Source organism: Gellertiella sp. DMC107 (assembly GCF_056313605.1).
The window spans coordinates 766,640-784,848 of sequence record NZ_JBQUZZ010000002.1 but is presented as its reverse complement, the minus strand read 5'-3'; the positions used below and the strand labels follow the sequence as shown (position 1 = coordinate 784,848).

Below are 18,209 nucleotides of genomic sequence, written 5' to 3'. Positions count from 1 at the left end.
CGGGGTGTAACGCCCGGCCTTCGCCTTGGGAGGCTTTGAGACAAGGGGCCTATCAGGCGGCCTTGAAGCTCGAGAGAGCCTTTTCAGCGGCGTCCTTGGCCGGCTTGGAAACGGTCTCGGCCAGCTTGCGGGTGGCTTCCTGCATGGTCTTTGCCTGCTCGACAGCCACTTCGGCCTGCTTGCGCAGGAAGGCCGTCTGCAGCTCGAAGAATTCGGAGACGGACTTCACGCCCAGCAGGGCTTCCATGTGGGCGAAAGAGGATTCTGCATTGGTGCGCAGCGCGTCGATGGCCTTGAGGCCGAGATCGACCGTGCCGGCCTGAGCGGACTGAACGGTGGTTTCAACCGTCTTCGTTGCTTCTTCAGCGGCAGACTTCATGCGCGCAAAAGCCTGCTTGGACTGTTCAGCGCCCTTTTCGGCAAAGTCGCGGAAACCTTCGGTAACCTTGGAAGGGTCAAATGCGGATACGGAGAATACGTCGTCGGTCTTCTTGGCAGCCATGGGATGCACTCCTGGTCAATGGGCGCATCGGTTTGGGCGCCCGCGTTCATCTATGCCCCACTCTATAGCACGGGTTTTTGTGCATTGCAACATAAATGGCGAGACTTTTGTGCGGCGCATTAGCCATTAACCCTCTTGGCGGATTGTCCACGAGGCTTATGGACCTTTTCGGGGCTGTGCACGTATTAAGATTATGTTAACTTGAGGTTCAAGGCAGCCCAGACGGATACAGGATCGGTCATGCCCGCAGTGCAATATCCCTTCATCGATATCGCCGTTCACGAACGGGTCAGGGATCATTTTGCCCGGGGCGAAGCTATTGTGCTGTTCTCGCTTGATCTTTCCGAAGTGCTCTGGGCAAACGGACCCGGTGCACGGCTGTTCGGCAAGCCCGTGCTGTACGATCTCATCGATGACGGCCCGAATCCGAACGATGTCACCTTCCGACAGGTGGAAGCGACAGGGCGGCAGCTGAAAGCCGATGGGGAATCGCGGCGCTTCCTCATTCGCATCCCGACCGGTTTCCAGCGCATCGCCGTGCAGGCGGTGGTCGAGCGCATCCGTCTGACGCCTGCTGTCGATGCCCTGCTTTTCGCAGCGCCCGTCGATTCGGCCCCGCAGAAAACCGCAAGGATTGCGGCCGACATGCTGACCGGCTTTGACGATCCGGATACGCATATGGCGGTGCTGGGCGATCAGGGCGAGCTTCTGGCGCAATCGGCCGGCTTCCCTGATATCGGTCTTGCGGCAGGCACGGTGAAAACTCTGGTGGACATGGCCGGTCGCCATAGCGAGCGGCTGGTGAAACGCCCCATCCCCACCGCGAAGGGCTATTTGCCGGCGGCTATCGGCAAGGTCAGCGATGCACCCGCGATGCACCTGCTCTTCGTCGTGGAGACGATCCTCGGAAACATGGGACCATCCCACGGTTTTCCTGATGACCCGCCGGAAACGCCCATGGCCGCAAGTGCCGAACCGGCCTCAGCGCCCATGCCGGCTGAAAACATCCCTGAAGCGGCTGCAGAGCCGGAGACCGGTTCTTCCGAGGCCGAAATGGCGGTCGTCGATGCGCCTGCAGAGGAACCGGTTCTTGCCGGCATTTCCGCCGAAGACGCCGACCTCGTCGAAGGAACCGCCCTCGATGCCGACACCTCGACCGACACCGGTCATGGCGACGAAGCGGAAGTCGAGCCCGCGGCGCTCACACCGGAGGCAGCCGAAGATCTCCAACCGGTCACCGGCACGGCAGAGGGCGGGCTTGACGCCCCAGCGGACGCCATTGCCCCGGTGCAACCGGCTGTTCCCGAGGCCGGCAAAGCGGAAGCGATCTTCACCGCCAATACGGCTGCCCGTCCGACCCGTTTCGTCTGGAAAATCGATGCGGAAGGTTTCTTCTCCGAGGTTTCTCCCGAACTCGCTGCGGCGGTCGGCCCGCACGCGGCTGATCTCGGCGGCGTGGCTTTCACCGACATCGCCAGCCTGCTGGACCTCGATCCGGACGGCAAGATCGCGGAATTGCTCGGTCGACGGGATACCTGGTCGGGCAAGACCATCTATTGGCCCGTCGAAGGAACGAATCTGAAGGCGCCAGTGGATCTGGCCGCGCTTCCGACCTATCGCCGCAACCGGGAATTCGATGGTTTCAGGGGCTTCGGAATCGTCCGCCTTTCGGATGCGATCGAAGATCCCCACAGCATCGGGCTGACCCTGGGCACGAGGCCGAAGGACGAAACGGAAGCGTCATTTGAGGCGAGCGATTTGCCCGCCGATGATCAGCCCCTGGCGGAAGAACCGGCGCCGGCAGAATTCGCAGCCCCGACGGACGGGGCGGATCGTTTGCCCGTGGCGGAAACGGAAACGGCTGAGGACGGCGCGTCCTCCCCGGAGAAGACTGCAGAGAGTGGCAGCGACCTGGATCAACAGCTTCCAGAGCAGGTGGCAGACAGCGTTGTGTCGGGGGCGATTGCACCGGATGCCTCTGCCGAAAGGCGCGAAGACGAGCGGCCTGAGCCGCCGGTTTTCCGTCCGGCAGCGGCTGCGGAAACGGGATCCGAAAAAGTGATCCGACTGGCCGAGCACCGGATGCGCGGACGGGAGACCCTGACACCGGCCGAACAGGAGGCGCTGCGCGAAATCGCCCGTCAGCTGGAGCCTTTCCGGCGCGAAGAGCCGGCGGCGGAAGACACGGCCAGCCTGGAGCCGGTACCCCAGCCCTCGCTCGAGGAGACGGTCGCCCGGGGCGCACCGGAAACCGGGGAAGCGGCGCCCGAGATCAGGCCCGACGACGCACAAGCCGATGTGGAAGAACCGGTTGCCGCCACTGACCTCTCGCCATCGGGAACCGAGGAGACGGCCGCGGACAGCCATGTGACCGAGCAGCTCGAAATTCTGGCGAGTTCGATCCCGGCCCGCACGGCCATGGGTGGGGGGCTTACGGCCGAAACCATAGATGCAATCCCCGTCGCCCTGCTGATCCATGCGGGCGATACGATCCTCCATGCCAATCCGGAATTCCTGGCGCTGACCGGCTATGGTTCGATCAGCGACCTCGAAGCGGTCGGCGGGCTCGATTCCCTGCTGCATCACCGCGATCTCGAGGAAATGCCCGAGCAATCCGGCGGCCTCTCGCTGGTGAGAGCCGACGACAGCCTCGTGCCGGTCACGGCGCGGCTGCAGTCGATCCGCTGGGAGGAGTCCAACGCCCTGATGCTGGCCCTCATCCCGGCCGGTCCGCGCGCGGAAGAACGGCAGGAGACGCCGGCCGACGTGCAGGATCACGAAGAGGCCAGGCTGGTTTCCCGGGTTTCCGAGCTGCAGGTAGAAGTGGACGAACTTCGCTCGATCCTGGAAACGGCAACCGACGGCGTGGTGATCATCGGCCCCGAAGGCGAAATACGCTCGATGAACCGGTCGGCGAGTGCGCTCTTCGACTACAACGAGGCGGAAACGCGTGGCAAACCCTTCGTCATGCTCTTTGCGCATGAAAGCCACCGGGCGGTTGCGGATTACCTGGCCGGCATGACGGGCCATGGTGTGGCAAGCGTGCTGAATGACGGCCGCGAAGTGATCGGCCGGGAAGCTTCCGGCGGCTTCATCCCCCTGTTCATGACCATCGGTCGCCTGTCTGCCTCCAACGGTTATTGCGCCGTGATCCGCGACATCACCCAATGGAAGCGGACCGAAGAGGACCTGAAGAATGCCAAGCGGGCCGCCGAGACCGCAAATGCCCACAAGAGCGATTTCCTGGCTCGCGTCAGCCACGAGATCCGTACGCCGCTGAACGCGATCATCGGCTTCTCGGATATGATGTCGATCGAGCATTTCGGGCCCATCGGCCATCCACGCTATGTGGAATATGCCAATGACATCGCCCGCTCCGGAAGGCTGGTGCTGGATATCGTCAATGACCTGCTCGACATTTCCAAGATCGAGGCGGGCGAAATGGATCTGGAGTTCACGGCGGTCGGGCTGAAAGAGGCGGTTTCCGAAGCGGTCTCGCTGGTCCAGCCGCAGGCGCAGGCCAATCGCGTCATCATCCGTACCGCTTTTTCGGAGAGTGTTCCTGATGTGGTCGCCGATCTCCGCTCGATCAAGCAGATCGTGCTGAATATCCTGGCCAACGGCATCCGCTTCACGCAACCCGGCGGGCAGATCGTGGTTTCCACGGCTTATGAGCCCAATGGCAGCGTCGTGCTGCGCATCCGCGATACGGGCGTCGGCATGACCCGTGCCGAGCTGGAACAGGCGATGAAGCCGTTCCGGCAGGTCACGCCCGGCACCCGCAAGCGGGGAGATGGCACCGGCCTGGGCCTGCCGCTGACCAAGGCTATGGTGGATGCCAATCGCGCCGGTTTCGCCATTCAGTCCGCCCCCAACGAGGGAACGCTGGTCGAAATCACCTTTCCTTCGCAGCGCGTTCTTGCGAACTGAGGGCCAACTGCACTAAAGCAGGGCCGAGCGCCCGTGGCTTCGGGCATTGACCAGCAGAGAGGCTCGCCATGTCCGTGCCCCCGTCCCCTGCCCTGCGGACCAGAGAATCGACCATCGGCGCGCGGCGCGAGACGAATGCATTGCCCCTGCTCTCGGTGATGATCGCCGTCGCCGTCCTGCTGCCGATTGCCGCCATTGTGTGGATCGCCCTCAGCGGCGGCATGGAGAGCCTTCCCCATCTCTTCGGCGTGGTTTTTCCCCGCGCAGCGGGGCGGACGGCGGAACTTCTGCTGCTCACCTCATCCATTGCGGCCTTCTGGGGCATTTCCACGGCCTGGGTCACGACCGCCTGCGATTTTCCGTTCAGGCGCCTGCTGACCGCTGCGCTGGTTTTGCCCCTTGCGATCCCGGGCTATCTGGCCGCCTATGCCTTCGGAGAGTTCCTGGATTATACGGGTCCCGTGCAGTCCGGCCTGCGAGCCTTGTTCGGCTTCCGCTCCATCAAGGATTACTGGTTTCCGGATATCCGCTCGATGGGGGGAGCGGTGCTGGTTCTGAGCTCCGTTCTCTATCCCTATGTGTTCCTGTCCTGCCGGGCCATGTTCCTCATGCAGGGGCGCGCGGCCGCCGATGTGGCGCGTACGCTCGGCGCCGGGCCGCTCAAGGTGTTCTTCAAGGTGCAATTGCCTATGGCCCGGCCGGCCATTGCCGTCGGACTGTCGCTCGTCATGATGGAAAGCCTGAACGATATCGGCACCGTCGAATATCTGGGCGTGAACACGCTGACTTTCGCGATTTACGACAGCTGGCTGAACCGGGGCAGTCTGGCCGGAGCCGCGCAGCTTGCCTGCCTGCTGCTGCTGGCGGCTGCGGGCCTGATCGCGGTGGAGCGCATGGCGCGCCGACGGCAACGCTTTGCTTCGGGCCGAACGACAACCGTGGTGCATGACGCCATCCGGCTGAAGTTGAAGGGTGCGCAATCAGGGCTCGCGGTTCTCGTCTGCCTAGTGCCGGTGCTCCTCGGCTTCGTCATACCGCTTGCCGTGATGGGCGCTTACGCCTTCCGTCGTTTCGATCATATTCTGGATCGCCGTCTCATCGACGCGCTGCTGACATCGATCGTGGTTTCCGGGCTCACCGCATTCTTTGCGGTCTCTCTGGGCTTCCTCCTGTCCCATGCGGGCCGCTCGGCCCGATCCCGCCTTGTGGGCGTTTCGGGGCGGCTGGCGGCGCTGGGTTACGGCGTACCGGGCACCGTGGTGGGCCTGGGCGTGCTCTTGCCCTTTGCTGCCTTTGACAATGTGCTCGACGGCACGATGCGCTCCGTCTTCGGCTGGTCGACCGGCCTCCTTTTGACCGGGACCGGCTTTGCCATCATCTATGCCCTGACGGTGCGGTTCCTGACCATGGCGGAAGGCGCCATCGAATCCGGGCTTCAGAAGCTGTCGCCCAACCTCGACATGGCGGCCCGAACGCTGGGCCGCACCCGCTTCCAGGCGCTGGTCTCGGTGCTGCTGCCCAATCTCCGGCCCGCCATCCTGACGGCCGGGTTGCTGGTCTTCATCGAGGCCCTCAAGGAACTGTCGGCGACAATCCTGCTCCGGCCGTTCAACTTCAACACGCTGGCCACGCTCGTCTATGAGGATGCCTCCCGCTCCAAGGTGGAGGATGCCTCCGTCGGGGCGATCATCATCATTCTTGCCGGGCTGATCCCGGCGCTTCTCGTTTCCCGCTCGCTCGACAAGTCACGATAAAAAAAAGGCAGCCGAAGCTGCCTTGATAAGGGTGATGCTGATCAACGAGCGCTCGAGTCGAGGAACATCATGTTTCGGGAGCCACGCAGCTCCAAGCCGGTTATACATCCACCGGTCCCAAGATGCTCCACTCTTGCCAAAGCTTTCCTAACAAAGGGTTACCAGAAACGCTTCCGCGGTGCAGTCGCATAAAAACGTATCACTTTTCCCCAAGGCTTTGACTTTCATCACGCTTTCAGCGCGTCGAGGTTGGCGAAAAGGGCAAGCGCTTCCGGGTTGGCCAGAGCCTCCTTGTTCTTCACGGGGCGGCCGTGTACCACTTCGCGAACGGCGAGCTCGACGATCTTTCCCGATTTGGTACGGGGAATATCGGAAACGGCAACGATCTTGGCGGGCACGTGGCGCGGGGATGCTCCGGTGCGGATCTTGGTCCTGATCCGCGCTTCTAGCTCAGGTGTCAGATGCACGTTCGCGGCCAGCCGCACGAACAGGATCACGCGCACATCGTCTTCCCAATCCTGCCCGATGCAGAGCGCCTCGACCACGTCTTCCAGCTGTTCCACCTGATTGTAGATCTCGGCAGTCCCGATCCTCACTCCGCCCGGATTGAGGGTCGCGTCCGAACGCCCGTGAATGACAAGGCCGCCATGCGGGGTCCATTCGGCAAAATCGCCGTGGCACCAGATATTGTCGAAGCGCTCGAAATAGGCGGCCTTGTATTTCTTGCCGCCCTCATCGTTCCAGAACATGACCGGCATGGAGGGGAAGGCGCGGGTGCAGACCAGCTCGCCCTTCTCGCCCCTCACCGGCTTGCCTTCGTCATCCCAGACGTCGACGGCAAGGCCAAGTCCCGGGCCCTGGATTTCGCCACGCCAGACCGGCTTCAGCGGATTGCCCAGCACGAAGCAGGAGACGATATCGGTGCCGCCCGAAATCGAGGCGAGCTGCACGTCCGGCTTGATGCCCTCGTAAACGAAGGAGAAGCCTTCCGGCGACAGCGGAGAGCCGGTCGAGGTGACAAGCCGAAGCGCGGAGAGATCGTGGGTCCTGGCCGGCTCGATCCCGGCCTTGCGCACCGCATCGATGTATTTGGCCGACGTGCCGAAGACGGCAAAGCCCTCCCGCGCAGCATAATCGAACAGAACATTGCCGTCGGGATAGAATGGCGAGCCATCAAAGAGGCAAAGCGTGGCACCGACAGCGAGCCCGGAGACCAGCCAGTTCCACATCATCCAGCCGCAGGTGGTGAAGTAGAAGAGCTTTTCACCGGGCTTCAGGCTGCAATGGAGACGGTGCTCCTTCAGATGCTGAATGAGCGTGCCGCCCGCCGAATGGACGATGCATTTGGGAATGCCCGTCGTGCCGGAGGAAAAGAGGATGTAAAGCGGATGCGAGAAGGGCAGCCGCACATAGTCCACCGCCTTCGCGGCATAGGGGGCGATGAAGGCGGGCAGTGTCTTCGCCTGGCCGATCAGGCCGGCGGCGGCATCCGCATCGCCCGCATAGGGAATGACGACAGCGGGAACACCGAGTTTCGCGGTAACGGCGCTCGCCTTTTCCGCCACGTCCTGCTTCTTGCCATTGTACCAGTAGGCATCGCAGGTCACGAAAAGCTTCGGCTCGATCTGGCCGAAGCGGTCGAGCACGCCCTGCTCGCCGAAATCGGGTGAGCAGGACGACCAAATGGCACCGATCGACGCGGCAGCCAGCATCAACGCCACGGTTTCCGGCATGTTGGGCACCATGGCGGCGATCCGGTCGCCCTGGCCGATGCCCATGGCGCGATAGGCCTGCTGCAGGCGGGACACCAGAGCATGCAGTTCGTCCCAGCTCATGCGGGACTGGGCCTTGTCTTCGCCGACAAAGATCATCGCGTCGCTGCCGCCCGTCCGGGAGAGAAGGTTCTCCGCGAAATTCAGTTCGGCATCCGGGAAAAACCGCGCGTCCAGCATGCGCTCGTCCTGGATCAGCAACCGCTCGCCCTTGTTGCCCTTGATGGCAGAAAAATCCCAGACGGCCGACCAGAACAGGTCCCGGTGGTCGACAGACCACTGATGGAAGGCATCATAGTCTCCAAAGGACAGGTCATGCTTGCGGGAGACCTCTTCCATGAAGGCATGCATGGGCGTGCCTGCCTTGAAATCCTCCGACGGTACCCAAAGCGGCTTGTCCTCGATCATTCCGTCCTCCTCGAAATTTTGCACCGTTTATATCATGCTGCATTGCATTATAAAGAGGCGACCGGAGCCTGCTAGCGCGCCTGCCACCGCCTCCTGTCTCAGGAACGGCACGGCATCGATGCAGGGGGATTCCTCTGCGCAAGTTCAACGAATAATAATATTTGCGAATCGTCGTTCAGGGGGATCGGCCGATGCGCAGAATCGTATGGGGATTGATCAAGCTGGCCTTTGCATCGCTGATAGCGGGATGGCTGCTGGGTATTTTCGGCATCACCGAAGACAGTCTTCTTCAGGCGGCAAGCCTGACCCGGGACGATGTGGCGAATTTTCTCGCCCGGTCGACCGCATGGGCAATGCCAAGGCTGGCGCTTGGCGCGCTAGTGGTGGTGCCCATCTGGCTGTTTACCTATCTCTTCCTGCCCTCGCGGGAGGAATGAAAAAGCCGGCGCCAAGCGCCGGCCTTTCCTTCTCTTGTGGAACGCTTTCTTCAGGCCATGCTCATCGCCATCCGCTCATCGCGCTGGCGCTGCAGTTCCTGGCGCTTGGTGACGATCGACGCGGCCACGACACCGATCGCGATCACCGCAATCATGAGTGTGGACACCGCATTGATCTCCGGGGTGACGCCGAGGCGGACCTGGCTATAGATCTTCATCGGCAACGTCGTTGCGCCCGGACCCGAGGTAAAGCTCGCGATCACCAGGTCGTCCAGCGACAGGGTGAAGGCCAGCATCCAGCCCGAAACCACGGCCGGCAGGATGACCGGCAGCGTCACCTGGAAGAAGGTGCTGACCGGCGTTGCGCCGAGATCCATCGCCGCTTCGTCCAGCGAGCGGTCATAGGTCACCAGGCGAGACTGTACGACGACCGCCACGAAGCACATGGTGAGCGTCACATGGGCCAGCGTCACGGTCCAGAAGCCACGGTCGAAATCCACCGCCACGAAAAGCAGCAGCAGGGAAAGACCGGTGATGACTTCCGGCATGACGAGCGGCGCATAGATCATGCCCGAAAACAGCATGCGCCCCCGGAAGCGGGTGAAGCGGTTGAGCGCGAGCGCCCCCAGGGTTCCCAGCACGGTAGCGATGGTGGCGGACAGCAGACCCACCCGGATGGTCACCCAGGCCGCATCCATGATCCCCTGATTGGAGAAGAGGGACACATACCATTTGGTCGAAAAACCGCCCCAGACCGTCACCAGCTTCGACTCGTTGAAGGAGAAGATGATGAGAATGAGGATCGGCAGGTAGAGAAAGGCAAAGCCCAGCACCACCGAGAGAATGTTGAAACGGCTCCAGGTGGTGTTCATTTTCCGGCCTCCTCGGCTTTGGCCTGCGCATTCTGGAAGAACACGATGGGGATGACGAGGATGAGCAGGAGCACGACCGCCACGGCGGAGGAGACGGGCCAGTCGCGGTTCGAGAAGAACTCGTTCCACAGCGTCTTGCCGATCATGAGGGTCGAGGAGCCACCGAGCAGGTCAGGGATGACGAACTCGCCCACCGCCGGAATGAAGACGAGGAAGCAGCCGGCAATGACCCCGGGAATGGAAAGCGGGAACGTGACCTTCCAGAAAGCCCCCGTTGGCGTGCAGCCAAGGTCTTCCGCAGCCTCGATCAGCGAATAATCCATCTTTTCCAGCGCCGAATAGATCGGCAGCACCATGAAGGGCAGATAGGAATAGACGATGCCGATGAAGATCGCGGTATTGGTGTTGAGGATCTGCAGGGGTTCGCTGATGACGCCCATGGAGATCAGCAGCTGGCTGAGCAGGCCTTCCGGCTTCAGGATGCCGATCCAGGCATAAACGCGGATCAGGAAGCTCGTCCAGAAGGGCAGGATGACCAACATCAGCAGCGTCGGGCGGATCGTCGAGGGCGCCCGCGCCATGCCATAAGCAACCGGATAGGCAACCAGCAGGGTGAGAACGGTCGAGACCGCCGCAATCATGACCGAGGAGAGATAGGCCCGGTAATAGAGCGGGTCTTCCGTCAACCAGACATAATTGTCGAAGGATAGTTCCTTCAGCTTGGCCCAGAAATCCGTACCGTCGAAGACCGGCACGTAAGGCGGCATCTGGATCGCCGTCGTCGAAAGCGAGATCTTGAAGACGATGAAGAAGGGAATGAGGAAGAAGATCAGCAGCCAGGCATAGGGCACCAGGATGACCAGCCGGCTCGTGATCCAACGGACGGGGTTCATGGCTTGGTCCTCCTCAGCCGGCCAGCACGATGCCGGCATTGGCCGGGAAGGACACCCAGGCCTTCTCGTCCCAGCCGAAGGGCTCTTCGGCCTCGCGCGTCGCATTCATCTGCGAGATCTTGATGACCTTGCCGGAGGCAAGCCGGACGTGGAACACGGTCATGTCGCCGAGATAGGCGATGTCCCAGATTTCGCCCTCTGCCGCATTGACCGAGGGATCGGTGGGAGGGGCCTTGGAGAGGCGGATCTTTTCCGGACGGATCGCATAGAAGACCGTGGCGCCGGGCTGAACGGAAACGGCGCTTTCCGCCCTGACCGTAAAGCCATCGGTCGCGGCGATCTCGACGCGGGTGCCGTCGACCTTTTCCACCTTGCCCTCGAACAGCGTGACGGAGCCGATGAAATCGGCGACGAAACGGGAATTGGGCGCTTCATAGACTTCCGCAGGCGTCGCCACCTGCATGACCTGGCCGCGGTCCATGATGGCGATGCGGTCGGCCATGGTCATGGCCTCTTCCTGGTCATGGGTCACCACCATGAAGGTCAGGCCAAGCTCCTGCTGGAGGTCCATCAGCTCGAACTGGGTTTCCTCGCGCAGCTTCTTGTCGAGCGCGCCGAGCGGTTCGTCGAGAAGCAGCACCTTCGGGCGCTTGGCAATCGAACGGGCCAGCGCCACGCGCTGCCGCTGGCCGCCGGAGAGCTGATGCGGCTTGCGCTTGCCGAACTGTTCGAGCTTGACGAGCTTCAGCATCTGCGCCACGCGGTCGTCGATCTCGGACTTCGGCATCTTGTCCTGCTTCAGGCCGAAGGCAATGTTCTTTGCGACACTCATATGCGGAAAGAGCGCATAGGACTGGAACATCATGTTGACAGGCCGGCGATAGGGCGGGATTCCGGAGAGATCCTGACCGTCGAGCAGGATGCGCCCGCTGGTGGGCGTTTCGAAGCCGGCCAGCATGCGCAGCAGGGTGGATTTGCCGCAACCGGAAGCGCCGAGCAGCGCAAAGAATTCCTTCTGGAATACGTGCAGGGTCAGATCGTTGACCGCGACGAAGCTGCCGAAGGCTTTCGTGATGTTCTCGAAGGTGATGAAAGGTTTGGCGGATGGATCATTCCAGGGCGCAAAGGAGCGCCGGATGTTTCCCAGAGATTTCATGATTGTCCCCTAGAGGCGTTGGTTCGCTCTTGTCGTTAAAAACCCCGGCTCTTTGCAGGGCCGGGGTTGTCCATGTCTCTACTGGCCCGTCACGATCTTGGTCCAGACCCGGGTGACCGAACGTTGGTCTTTGGGGCTGGTGGGCGTGGTGGTGAAGAGATTGGCAAGCGTTGCGTCGTCGGGGTAGACGGCCGGGTCGGAGGTAATGGTCTTGTCGATCAGCTCCTGGCTGGCCTTGTTGCCGTTGGCATACACAACGAAGTTGGACGCCTTTGCGGCCACATCGGGACGCATGATGTAGTTGAGGAATTCATGCGCTTCCTCCACATGCTGGGCATCGGCCGGGATCGCCATCTGGTCGAACCACATCAGCGCGCCTTCCTTGGGCACCGAATAGCCGATTTCGACGCCCTGCTTGGCCTCGGTGGCACGGTTGCGGGCCTGGAAAATATCGCCGGACCAGCCGACCGCGACGCAGATGTCGCCATTGGCAAGCGCATTGATATATTCGGAGGAATGGAACTTGCGGATATAGGGACGGACAGCCAGCATGGCTTCTTCCGCCTTGGCCAGATCATCCGGCTTCTTGGAATCGGGATCGAGGCCCAGATATTTCAGCACGCTTGGCAGGATGTCGGTCGGCGAATCCAGCATATAGATGCCGCAATCCGAGAGCTTCTTGGCATTTTCCGGGTCCAGCACGGCTTTCCAGCTGTCGATCACATCGGTGCCGAGCCGTTCCTTCACCTTGGCCTTGTTGTAGCCAATGCCGGTGGTGCCCCACATGTAGTTGATGGAATATTCATTCCCCGGGTCATAGATCGCCGTTCTCGTGGCAACCATGTCCCACATGTTCTTGATATTGGGAAGCTTGGACTTGTCCAGCTTCTGGAACACGCCCGCCTGGATCTGACGGGACAGGAAGATGGCGGTCGGCACGACGACATCATAGCCGGAGGCGCCGGCAAGCAACTTCGTTTCCAGGATCTCGTTGGAGTCGAAGACGTCGTAGACGACCTTGATTCCGGTTTCCTTTTCGAAATCCTGAATGATGCTGTTGTCGATATAATCCGACCAGTTGAAAACGTTAACGACACGGTCTTCGGCATGTGCGAATGCGGACGCCACGAGGGTCGCCAGCGCAAACGTCATTGTCCGTTTGAACTTCATGATGGTCTCCCGTTTTAAGGGCAGCCGGGCGGTTCTTATGGTCCTCGGCTGACCTTGTTGCCTGTGAGGAAGACTAAGTAGGAAAACCGAACCCGGCAAGGGGGGGCTTCCAGAATCTAATATCCTGTTAAGTTTTGGCCGATCCGAACCTATTGGAAATCAAAGGCGCTCAGGCCCGCCACCATTTCGTCGAGGCCAAGCGGCCGGGTGACGGGAGGTTCGGCGCGCGAAAGACAACCCTGCCTTTCGCAGAGGCGACAGGCCGTGCCGATGGGCAACAGGGGTACGCCGCCGCGGATGGCCTGGCCATAGACGGTATCGTCTGCCTGGGCAGCATCGCAGGCCAGCAGAAGCGCCGTCCGGCGAACCCTTTCCTGAAAGGCGACATGCGGCCCCTCCAGGGTTCGCGACACGATGAGATAGCGCAAGCCATCGGGCATTTCGGCCTGATCCACGAGAATCTGGGACGGTTGCGAAAAGGTGCTGTGGATATTCAGCTTCGGGCAGGCCCCGCCGAAACGGGACTGGGGAAAGCCCTGCGCTCCCGCCCTTCTCAGGCGGTTTCCGGCGTGATCCACTTCCATCAGGAAAAAGGCGATGCCGGTTGCGCCGGGGCGCTGCAGGGTCGTCAGCCGATGGGCTGCCTGCTCGTAGGAAACGCCGAAACGCACGCGCAGGAGATCGAGATCGTAGCGCAGACGCTGTGCCTGGGTCAGGAACTCCCCATAGGGCATCATCAGGGCCAGCGCCGCGTAACGGGCAAGCTCGAAACGGGCGATGCGGCGCGCCTCATTGCCGGATAGCGGCAGCGCTTCCAGCGTGTCCAGAATTTCACTCCTGAGGGCGAGCAGGCTTGCCTCCTGGGCAATTTCCCGCAATTGGTCAGGCACCGAGAGCCGCTCGGATATGAAAAGCCGCATGGAGTGCCGGTCGAACCGGCGGCGCTGGTTCGGCATGGCATGTACAGGCAGGGTGCGCACCACGATGCCGTGCTCGGTCCGCATCCATTCCTTCAGCGGGTGAAGCAGGCCATCGCCCGTTCCCAGACGCTTCGAAAAAGCCTCGGCGGCCTCGTCGATCGCCGCAAAGTAGTTCGGCCGTCGCTCCAGAACTTCCCGCACCTCATCCATGGGCAGCCGCGTACCGGACAGCGACGTGTCATGCCCTTCGCGGGCAAGCAGCTCTGCGAGATCGGACAGGCGCGCCGCCTGCTCGCGATAGGCCCGGTAGAGCTTGACGATGCCATTCGCCGCATTCGGCGCCGCTTCCGATATTTCGATCAGTTCCTGGTCGCCCGGCAACTCGCCCGCCAGGAGCGGGTCGCCGAAGACTTCCCGCAGCCCGCCCGCGACATCCGCTCCCGCCCCGCGCAGCTCGTCCAGATCCACCTTGTAGACGGTCGCCAGCTTCAGGAGCAGCTGCACCGTCAAAGGCCGCTGGTTCCGCTCGATCAGGTTGAGATAGGAGGGGGAAATTTCCAGCGCCTCGGCCATGGCCGTCTGGGTCAGGTTCAATCCGTTGCGGATGCGGCGCAGACGCGGCCCTGCGAAGATCTTGTTTTCCGCCATTTGTCACGCCTTTTACAACTTTGGTCGGAGTGGTGGATTTACATTTTTTACAAATTTACAAGGCTCGCTTGTCAAAGGCAAGACATCATAACCCTTTTAACAGACGGTTTTTCCGTATTTTTCTGGCGGCTTTTCGCAGTGCAGTGTAAAACCAGTCACATCAAAACGCGGTGAAGCTGTCCCAGGCGCACCATTCATCCGGGCAACCGGCCAGACGATGGAGTATGGATATGACTGATTTTTACAACCTCATTCCCAACGCCCCGAAGGGCCGTTATGATGGCATCGAGCGCACCTACACCGCCGAGGACGTCAAGCGTCTGCGCGGTTCGGTCAACATCCAGTACACGCTCGCCGAAATGGGCGCGAACCGCCTGTGGAAGCTGATCCACGAGGAAGACTTCGTCAACGCGCTCGGCGCGCTCTCGGGCAACCAGGCCATGCAGATGGTCCGCGCCGGCCTGAAGGCCATCTACCTCTCCGGCTGGCAGGTTGCCGCCGATGCCAATACCGCCTCGGCCATGTATCCGGACCAGTCGCTCTATCCGGCCAATGCCGCTCCGGAGCTTGCCAAGCGCATCAACCGCACGCTGCAGCGCGCCGACCAGATCGAGACGCAGGAAGGCAATGGCCTTTCGGTCGACACCTGGTTCGCCCCGATCGTTGCCGATGCGGAAGCCGGCTTCGGCGGCCCGCTCAATGCCTTCGAGATCATGAAGGCCTTCATCGAAGCTGGCGCTGCCGGCGTTCATTATGAAGACCAGCTCGCTTCCGAAAAGAAGTGCGGTCATCTGGGCGGCAAGGTTTTGATCCCGACCGCAGCCCACATCCGCAACCTGACCGCCGCGCGCCTCGCCGCCGACGTCATGGGCACGCCGACGCTGATCATCGCCCGCACGGATGCCGAAGCCGCCAAGCTTCTCACCTCCGACATCGACGAACGCGACCAGCCCTTCGTCGATTACGATGCCGGCCGCACGGTCGAAGGCTTCTATCAGGTGAAGAACGGCATCGAGCCCTGCATCGCCCGCGCCATCGCCTATGCACCCTATTGCGACCTGATCTGGATGGAAACCTCCAAGCCGGACCTCGAGCAGGCCCGCAAGTTCGCCGAAGCCGTGCACAAGGCCCATCCGGGCAAGAAGCTCGCCTATAACTGCTCGCCGTCCTTCAACTGGAAGAAGAACCTGGATGACGCGACCATCGCCAAGTACCAGAAGGAACTGGGCGCCATGGGCTACAAGTTCCAGTTCATCACGCTCGCCGGCTTCCACCAGCTGAACTACGGCATGTTCGAGCTGGCCCGCGGCTACAAGGATCGCCAGATGGCCGCCTATTCCGAGCTGCAGCAGGCGGAATTCGCAGCGGAAGCCAATGGCTACACCGCCACCAAGCACCAGCGCGAAGTCGGCACCGGCTATTTCGACGCGGTCTCCGTCGCCATCTCCGGCGGCAAGTCCTCGACGACCGCCATGAAGGAATCGACCGAGACGGCTCAGTTCAAGCCGGCCGCCGAGTAAGCATCCAAATCCGGAGTGGCGGGCCTTCTAGATCAAGAGCCCAGCCCGCCGCTTCCGCCACCGCCGCAAGGCGATGGCACACTGCAACGCCAACAAACAAGGAGTATCCCGATGGCACCGCAGACACGCGTTAAAGAACGGGCCGAGGAACAGGCATCGGCCATGAGCGCAGACCAGCAGGCCATGATCCGCATGGTGGCCAACGACCTGCATCGCCTGAACCAGTCCGTGATGAAGGCCGTGGATGCCGGTGTTTCCGTGGAGCTCGTGCGCTCTGCCCGCCATCACGGCGGCGGCGGCAACTGGGGCGATCTGCTGATCCCCGTCATCCTGACCCAGGGCCCGACGGCCTGAGACAAGGTCCCGCCGCCAAGGCGGGACCTTTCGCAATTCAAGCCTGGCTCCCTGCTGCCGGGTTTATGGTCCGCGCAGTGTCTTTCTCACGCCGTACGGGACGGCATGGCGGAAGACCTGCGCGGACGCATTTCTAAGGGCAGGGTCGAATTGCGAGAGAAGATCCAGGCGCAGAAGGCGCCGCCGGCCACATCATGCGTGCCGCAGAAGCGTCCGTGAGCCACGGACACCGACATCCCTTAAGGGAAAAGGCAATCAGCCAAAATAACTGAAGGCGACGCCGACGAAAAAGAGAACGATACCGGTGAGGTAACCGATGCGCAGCAGAGCCTCGCGGCTATGCTTCTCGGTAGCGGCTATGGCAATGGCGCGAGCGCGACGACGGTTCTCTTTCATGACTGGTTACCCTTCCTGAACCTGAACACCCTGATCCTTGAAGACCGTTTCGCCCGCACAGCCCTTGGGAGACGCTATCGGCAAGTGGCCATGAAACAGGATGACATTAGTCCATTAACAAGCATTAAACCACGCAGGAGCGATCCAAATCATTCCTGCCATGACAGTACTATGAACCGCCCTCACCGTCCCTGCAAGTCAGGAATGTTACGGATGAAAGACCTGCGGCAGTTTGTGCCAGCGCCTCTCAGACCGCCTCGCCCGCCGCATGGCCGGAAGCCCAGGCCCACTGGAAGTTATAGCCGCCGAGCCAGCCCGTGACATCGACGCATTCGCCCACGAAGAACAGACCCGGCACCGCCTTTGCCTGCATGCTGCGGCTGTCGAGCGCGCGGGTGTCGATCCCCCCGAGGGTGACTTCCGCCGTCCGGTATCCTTCCGAACCGCCGGGCACGATCTGCCAGTGCTGCAGGGCATCGGCGGCCTTCTGAAGGGCCTTGTCGGGGAGATCGGCAAGCGGTCGGTCAAGCGACAGGCTTTCCGCCACATGCTGGGCGAGGCGCTTCGGCACATGCTCGGCCAGCACCGTTTGCAAGGCCTGCTTGCCGCGTCCGGATTTTGCCTCCTTCAGGAGACCGAAGAGATCGACATCCGGTTCGATGGCGAGCGTGATGCTGTCGCCTTCGCGCCAATAGGACGAAATCTGCAGGATGGCGGGGCCGGACAGGCCGCGATGGGTAAAGAGCAGGGCCTCGCGGAAAGCGGTCTTGCCATGGCGAACCTCTGAATCGACGGCCACGCCCGAAAGCGGGGCCAGTGCTTCCAGCAGTCTCGGATCGAGGGTCAGGGGCACGAGACCCGGACGGGTTTCGACAAGCGGCAGGCCAAATTTTTCGGCAATCTGATAGGCAAGACCCGTCGCCCCCATTTTCGGGATCGACTTGCCGCCAGTCGCGACGACGAGGGAAGCGGCCTCTACATCGCCTGCATCTCCCAGACTGACGCGGAAGCCGCCTTCGGTCTTCTCGACTTCGCCGATCACGGTGGAGAGCTTCAGCCGTCCACCGGCCGCCTCGAGCTCGGACAGCAGCATGCGGATGATCTCGGTCGCGCTGGTGTCGCAGAAGAGTTGGCCGAGGGTTTTCTCGTGCCAGGCGATGCGGTGACGATCGACCAGGGCGATGAAATCGGCCGGCGTGTATCGGGCAAGGGCGGATTTGGCAAAATGCGGATTGGCGGAGAGATAGGCCTTCGGCCCCGCATGGATATTGGTGAAATTGCAGCGTCCGCCGCCGGAAATGCGGATCTTCTCCGCCGGCTTTGCGGCATGGTCGACAACCAGCACGCGCCGTCCCCGCTGGCCAGCCCGAATGGCAGCCATCAGCCCGGCGGCGCCGGCACCCAGCACCAGAACATCGACTTTTTCTGCCAAGAAGGCCTCTTTCCCTTTAAAAAAGCACCCTGTTCCCCCGGAAAA

The 18,209-nt window shown here is 61.8% G+C and carries 14 protein-coding genes; 5 read left to right on the top strand and 9 right to left on the bottom strand.

Going from position 1 to position 18,209, the window contains the following annotated elements; all coding sequences use genetic code 11:
• Nucleotides 1–52: 52 nt before the first annotated feature.
• Complete coding sequence (locus ACT54B_RS09200) at nt 53–502, bottom strand: phasin (protein WP_476044402.1); 450 nt, start codon at nt 500–502, stop codon at nt 53–55.
• A 240-nt stretch (nt 503–742) separates the two neighbouring features.
• Here ACT54B_RS09200 and ACT54B_RS09195 point away from each other — a divergent pair, with 240 nt between their 5' ends.
• Entirely contained in the window at nt 743–4,432 is a 3,690-nt protein-coding gene (locus ACT54B_RS09195; protein WP_476044401.1) for an ATP-binding protein, read from the top strand.
• Nucleotides 4,433–4,590: 158 nt separating this feature from the next.
• Nucleotides 4,591–6,186 carry an ABC transporter permease gene (locus tag ACT54B_RS09190; RefSeq protein WP_476044826.1) on the top strand — a complete coding sequence of 532 codons (1,596 nt, stop codon included), beginning with the start codon at nt 4,591–4,593 and terminating at the stop codon, nt 6,184–6,186.
• Between the two features lie 227 nt (nt 6,187–6,413).
• Here the strand turns inward: ACT54B_RS09190 and ACT54B_RS09185 are convergent, their stop codons facing one another.
• Entirely contained in the window at nt 6,414–8,366 is a 1,953-nt protein-coding gene (locus tag ACT54B_RS09185) for an acetoacetate--CoA ligase (RefSeq protein WP_476044400.1), read from the bottom strand.
• 191 nt (nt 8,367–8,557) lie between these two features.
• On the opposite strand from ACT54B_RS09185, the gene ACT54B_RS09180 reads away from it, so the two are divergent.
• Nucleotides 8,558–8,803 (top strand): DUF6460 domain-containing protein, encoded by a 246-nt coding sequence (locus ACT54B_RS09180; protein WP_476044399.1) that lies wholly within the window; start codon nt 8,558–8,560, stop codon nt 8,801–8,803.
• 50 nt (nt 8,804–8,853) lie between these two features.
• Here the strand turns inward: ACT54B_RS09180 and ACT54B_RS09175 are convergent, their stop codons facing one another.
• The 5 genes from ACT54B_RS09175 to ACT54B_RS09155 form a co-directional block, all read right to left on the bottom strand.
• Nucleotides 8,854–9,675, bottom strand: a complete 822-nt coding sequence (locus tag ACT54B_RS09175) for an ABC transporter permease (protein WP_476044398.1) — start codon at nt 9,673–9,675, stop codon at nt 8,854–8,856.
• Nucleotides 9,672–10,568 carry an ABC transporter permease subunit gene (locus ACT54B_RS09170; RefSeq protein WP_476044397.1) on the bottom strand — a complete coding sequence of 299 codons (897 nt, stop codon included), beginning with the start codon at nt 10,566–10,568 and terminating at the stop codon, nt 9,672–9,674. Before ACT54B_RS09170 ends, ACT54B_RS09175 begins: the two co-directional genes overlap by 4 nt.
• A gap of 13 nt (nt 10,569–10,581) precedes the next feature.
• The gene (locus tag ACT54B_RS09165; protein ID WP_476044396.1) at nt 10,582–11,724 is read right to left on the bottom strand and encodes an ABC transporter ATP-binding protein; all 1,143 of its coding nucleotides are present in this window, start codon (nt 11,722–11,724) and stop codon (nt 10,582–10,584) included.
• A 78-nt stretch (nt 11,725–11,802) separates the two neighbouring features.
• Nucleotides 11,803–12,876 carry a polyamine ABC transporter substrate-binding protein gene (locus ACT54B_RS09160; RefSeq protein WP_476044825.1) on the bottom strand — a complete coding sequence of 358 codons (1,074 nt, stop codon included), beginning with the start codon at nt 12,874–12,876 and terminating at the stop codon, nt 11,803–11,805.
• A gap of 167 nt (nt 12,877–13,043) precedes the next feature.
• Entirely contained in the window at nt 13,044–14,462 is a 1,419-nt protein-coding gene (locus ACT54B_RS09155; RefSeq protein ID WP_476044395.1) for a helix-turn-helix domain-containing protein, read from the bottom strand.
• 230 nt (nt 14,463–14,692) lie between these two features.
• Here ACT54B_RS09155 and aceA point away from each other — a divergent pair, with 230 nt between their 5' ends.
• Nucleotides 14,693–15,982, top strand: a complete 1,290-nt coding sequence (gene aceA / locus ACT54B_RS09150) for an isocitrate lyase (protein ID WP_476044393.1) — start codon at nt 14,693–14,695, stop codon at nt 15,980–15,982.
• Nucleotides 15,983–16,093: 111 nt separating this feature from the next.
• The gene (locus ACT54B_RS09145; RefSeq protein WP_183365402.1) at nt 16,094–16,336 is read left to right on the top strand and encodes an SMc00767 family acetate metabolism repressor; all 243 of its coding nucleotides are present in this window, start codon (nt 16,094–16,096) and stop codon (nt 16,334–16,336) included.
• A 255-nt stretch (nt 16,337–16,591) separates the two neighbouring features.
• Here the strand turns inward: ACT54B_RS09145 and ACT54B_RS09140 are convergent, their stop codons facing one another.
• Both ACT54B_RS09140 and ACT54B_RS09135 read right to left on the bottom strand, forming a co-directional pair.
• Nucleotides 16,592–16,732 (bottom strand): hypothetical protein, encoded by a 141-nt coding sequence (locus ACT54B_RS09140; RefSeq protein ID WP_476044392.1) that lies wholly within the window; start codon nt 16,730–16,732, stop codon nt 16,592–16,594.
• A 247-nt stretch (nt 16,733–16,979) separates the two neighbouring features.
• Nucleotides 16,980–18,164: a BaiN/RdsA family NAD(P)/FAD-dependent oxidoreductase gene (locus ACT54B_RS09135; protein WP_476044391.1), complete on the bottom strand. Its 1,185-nt coding sequence runs from the start codon at nt 18,162–18,164 to the stop codon at nt 16,980–16,982.
• Nucleotides 18,165–18,209 lie beyond the last annotated feature (45 nt).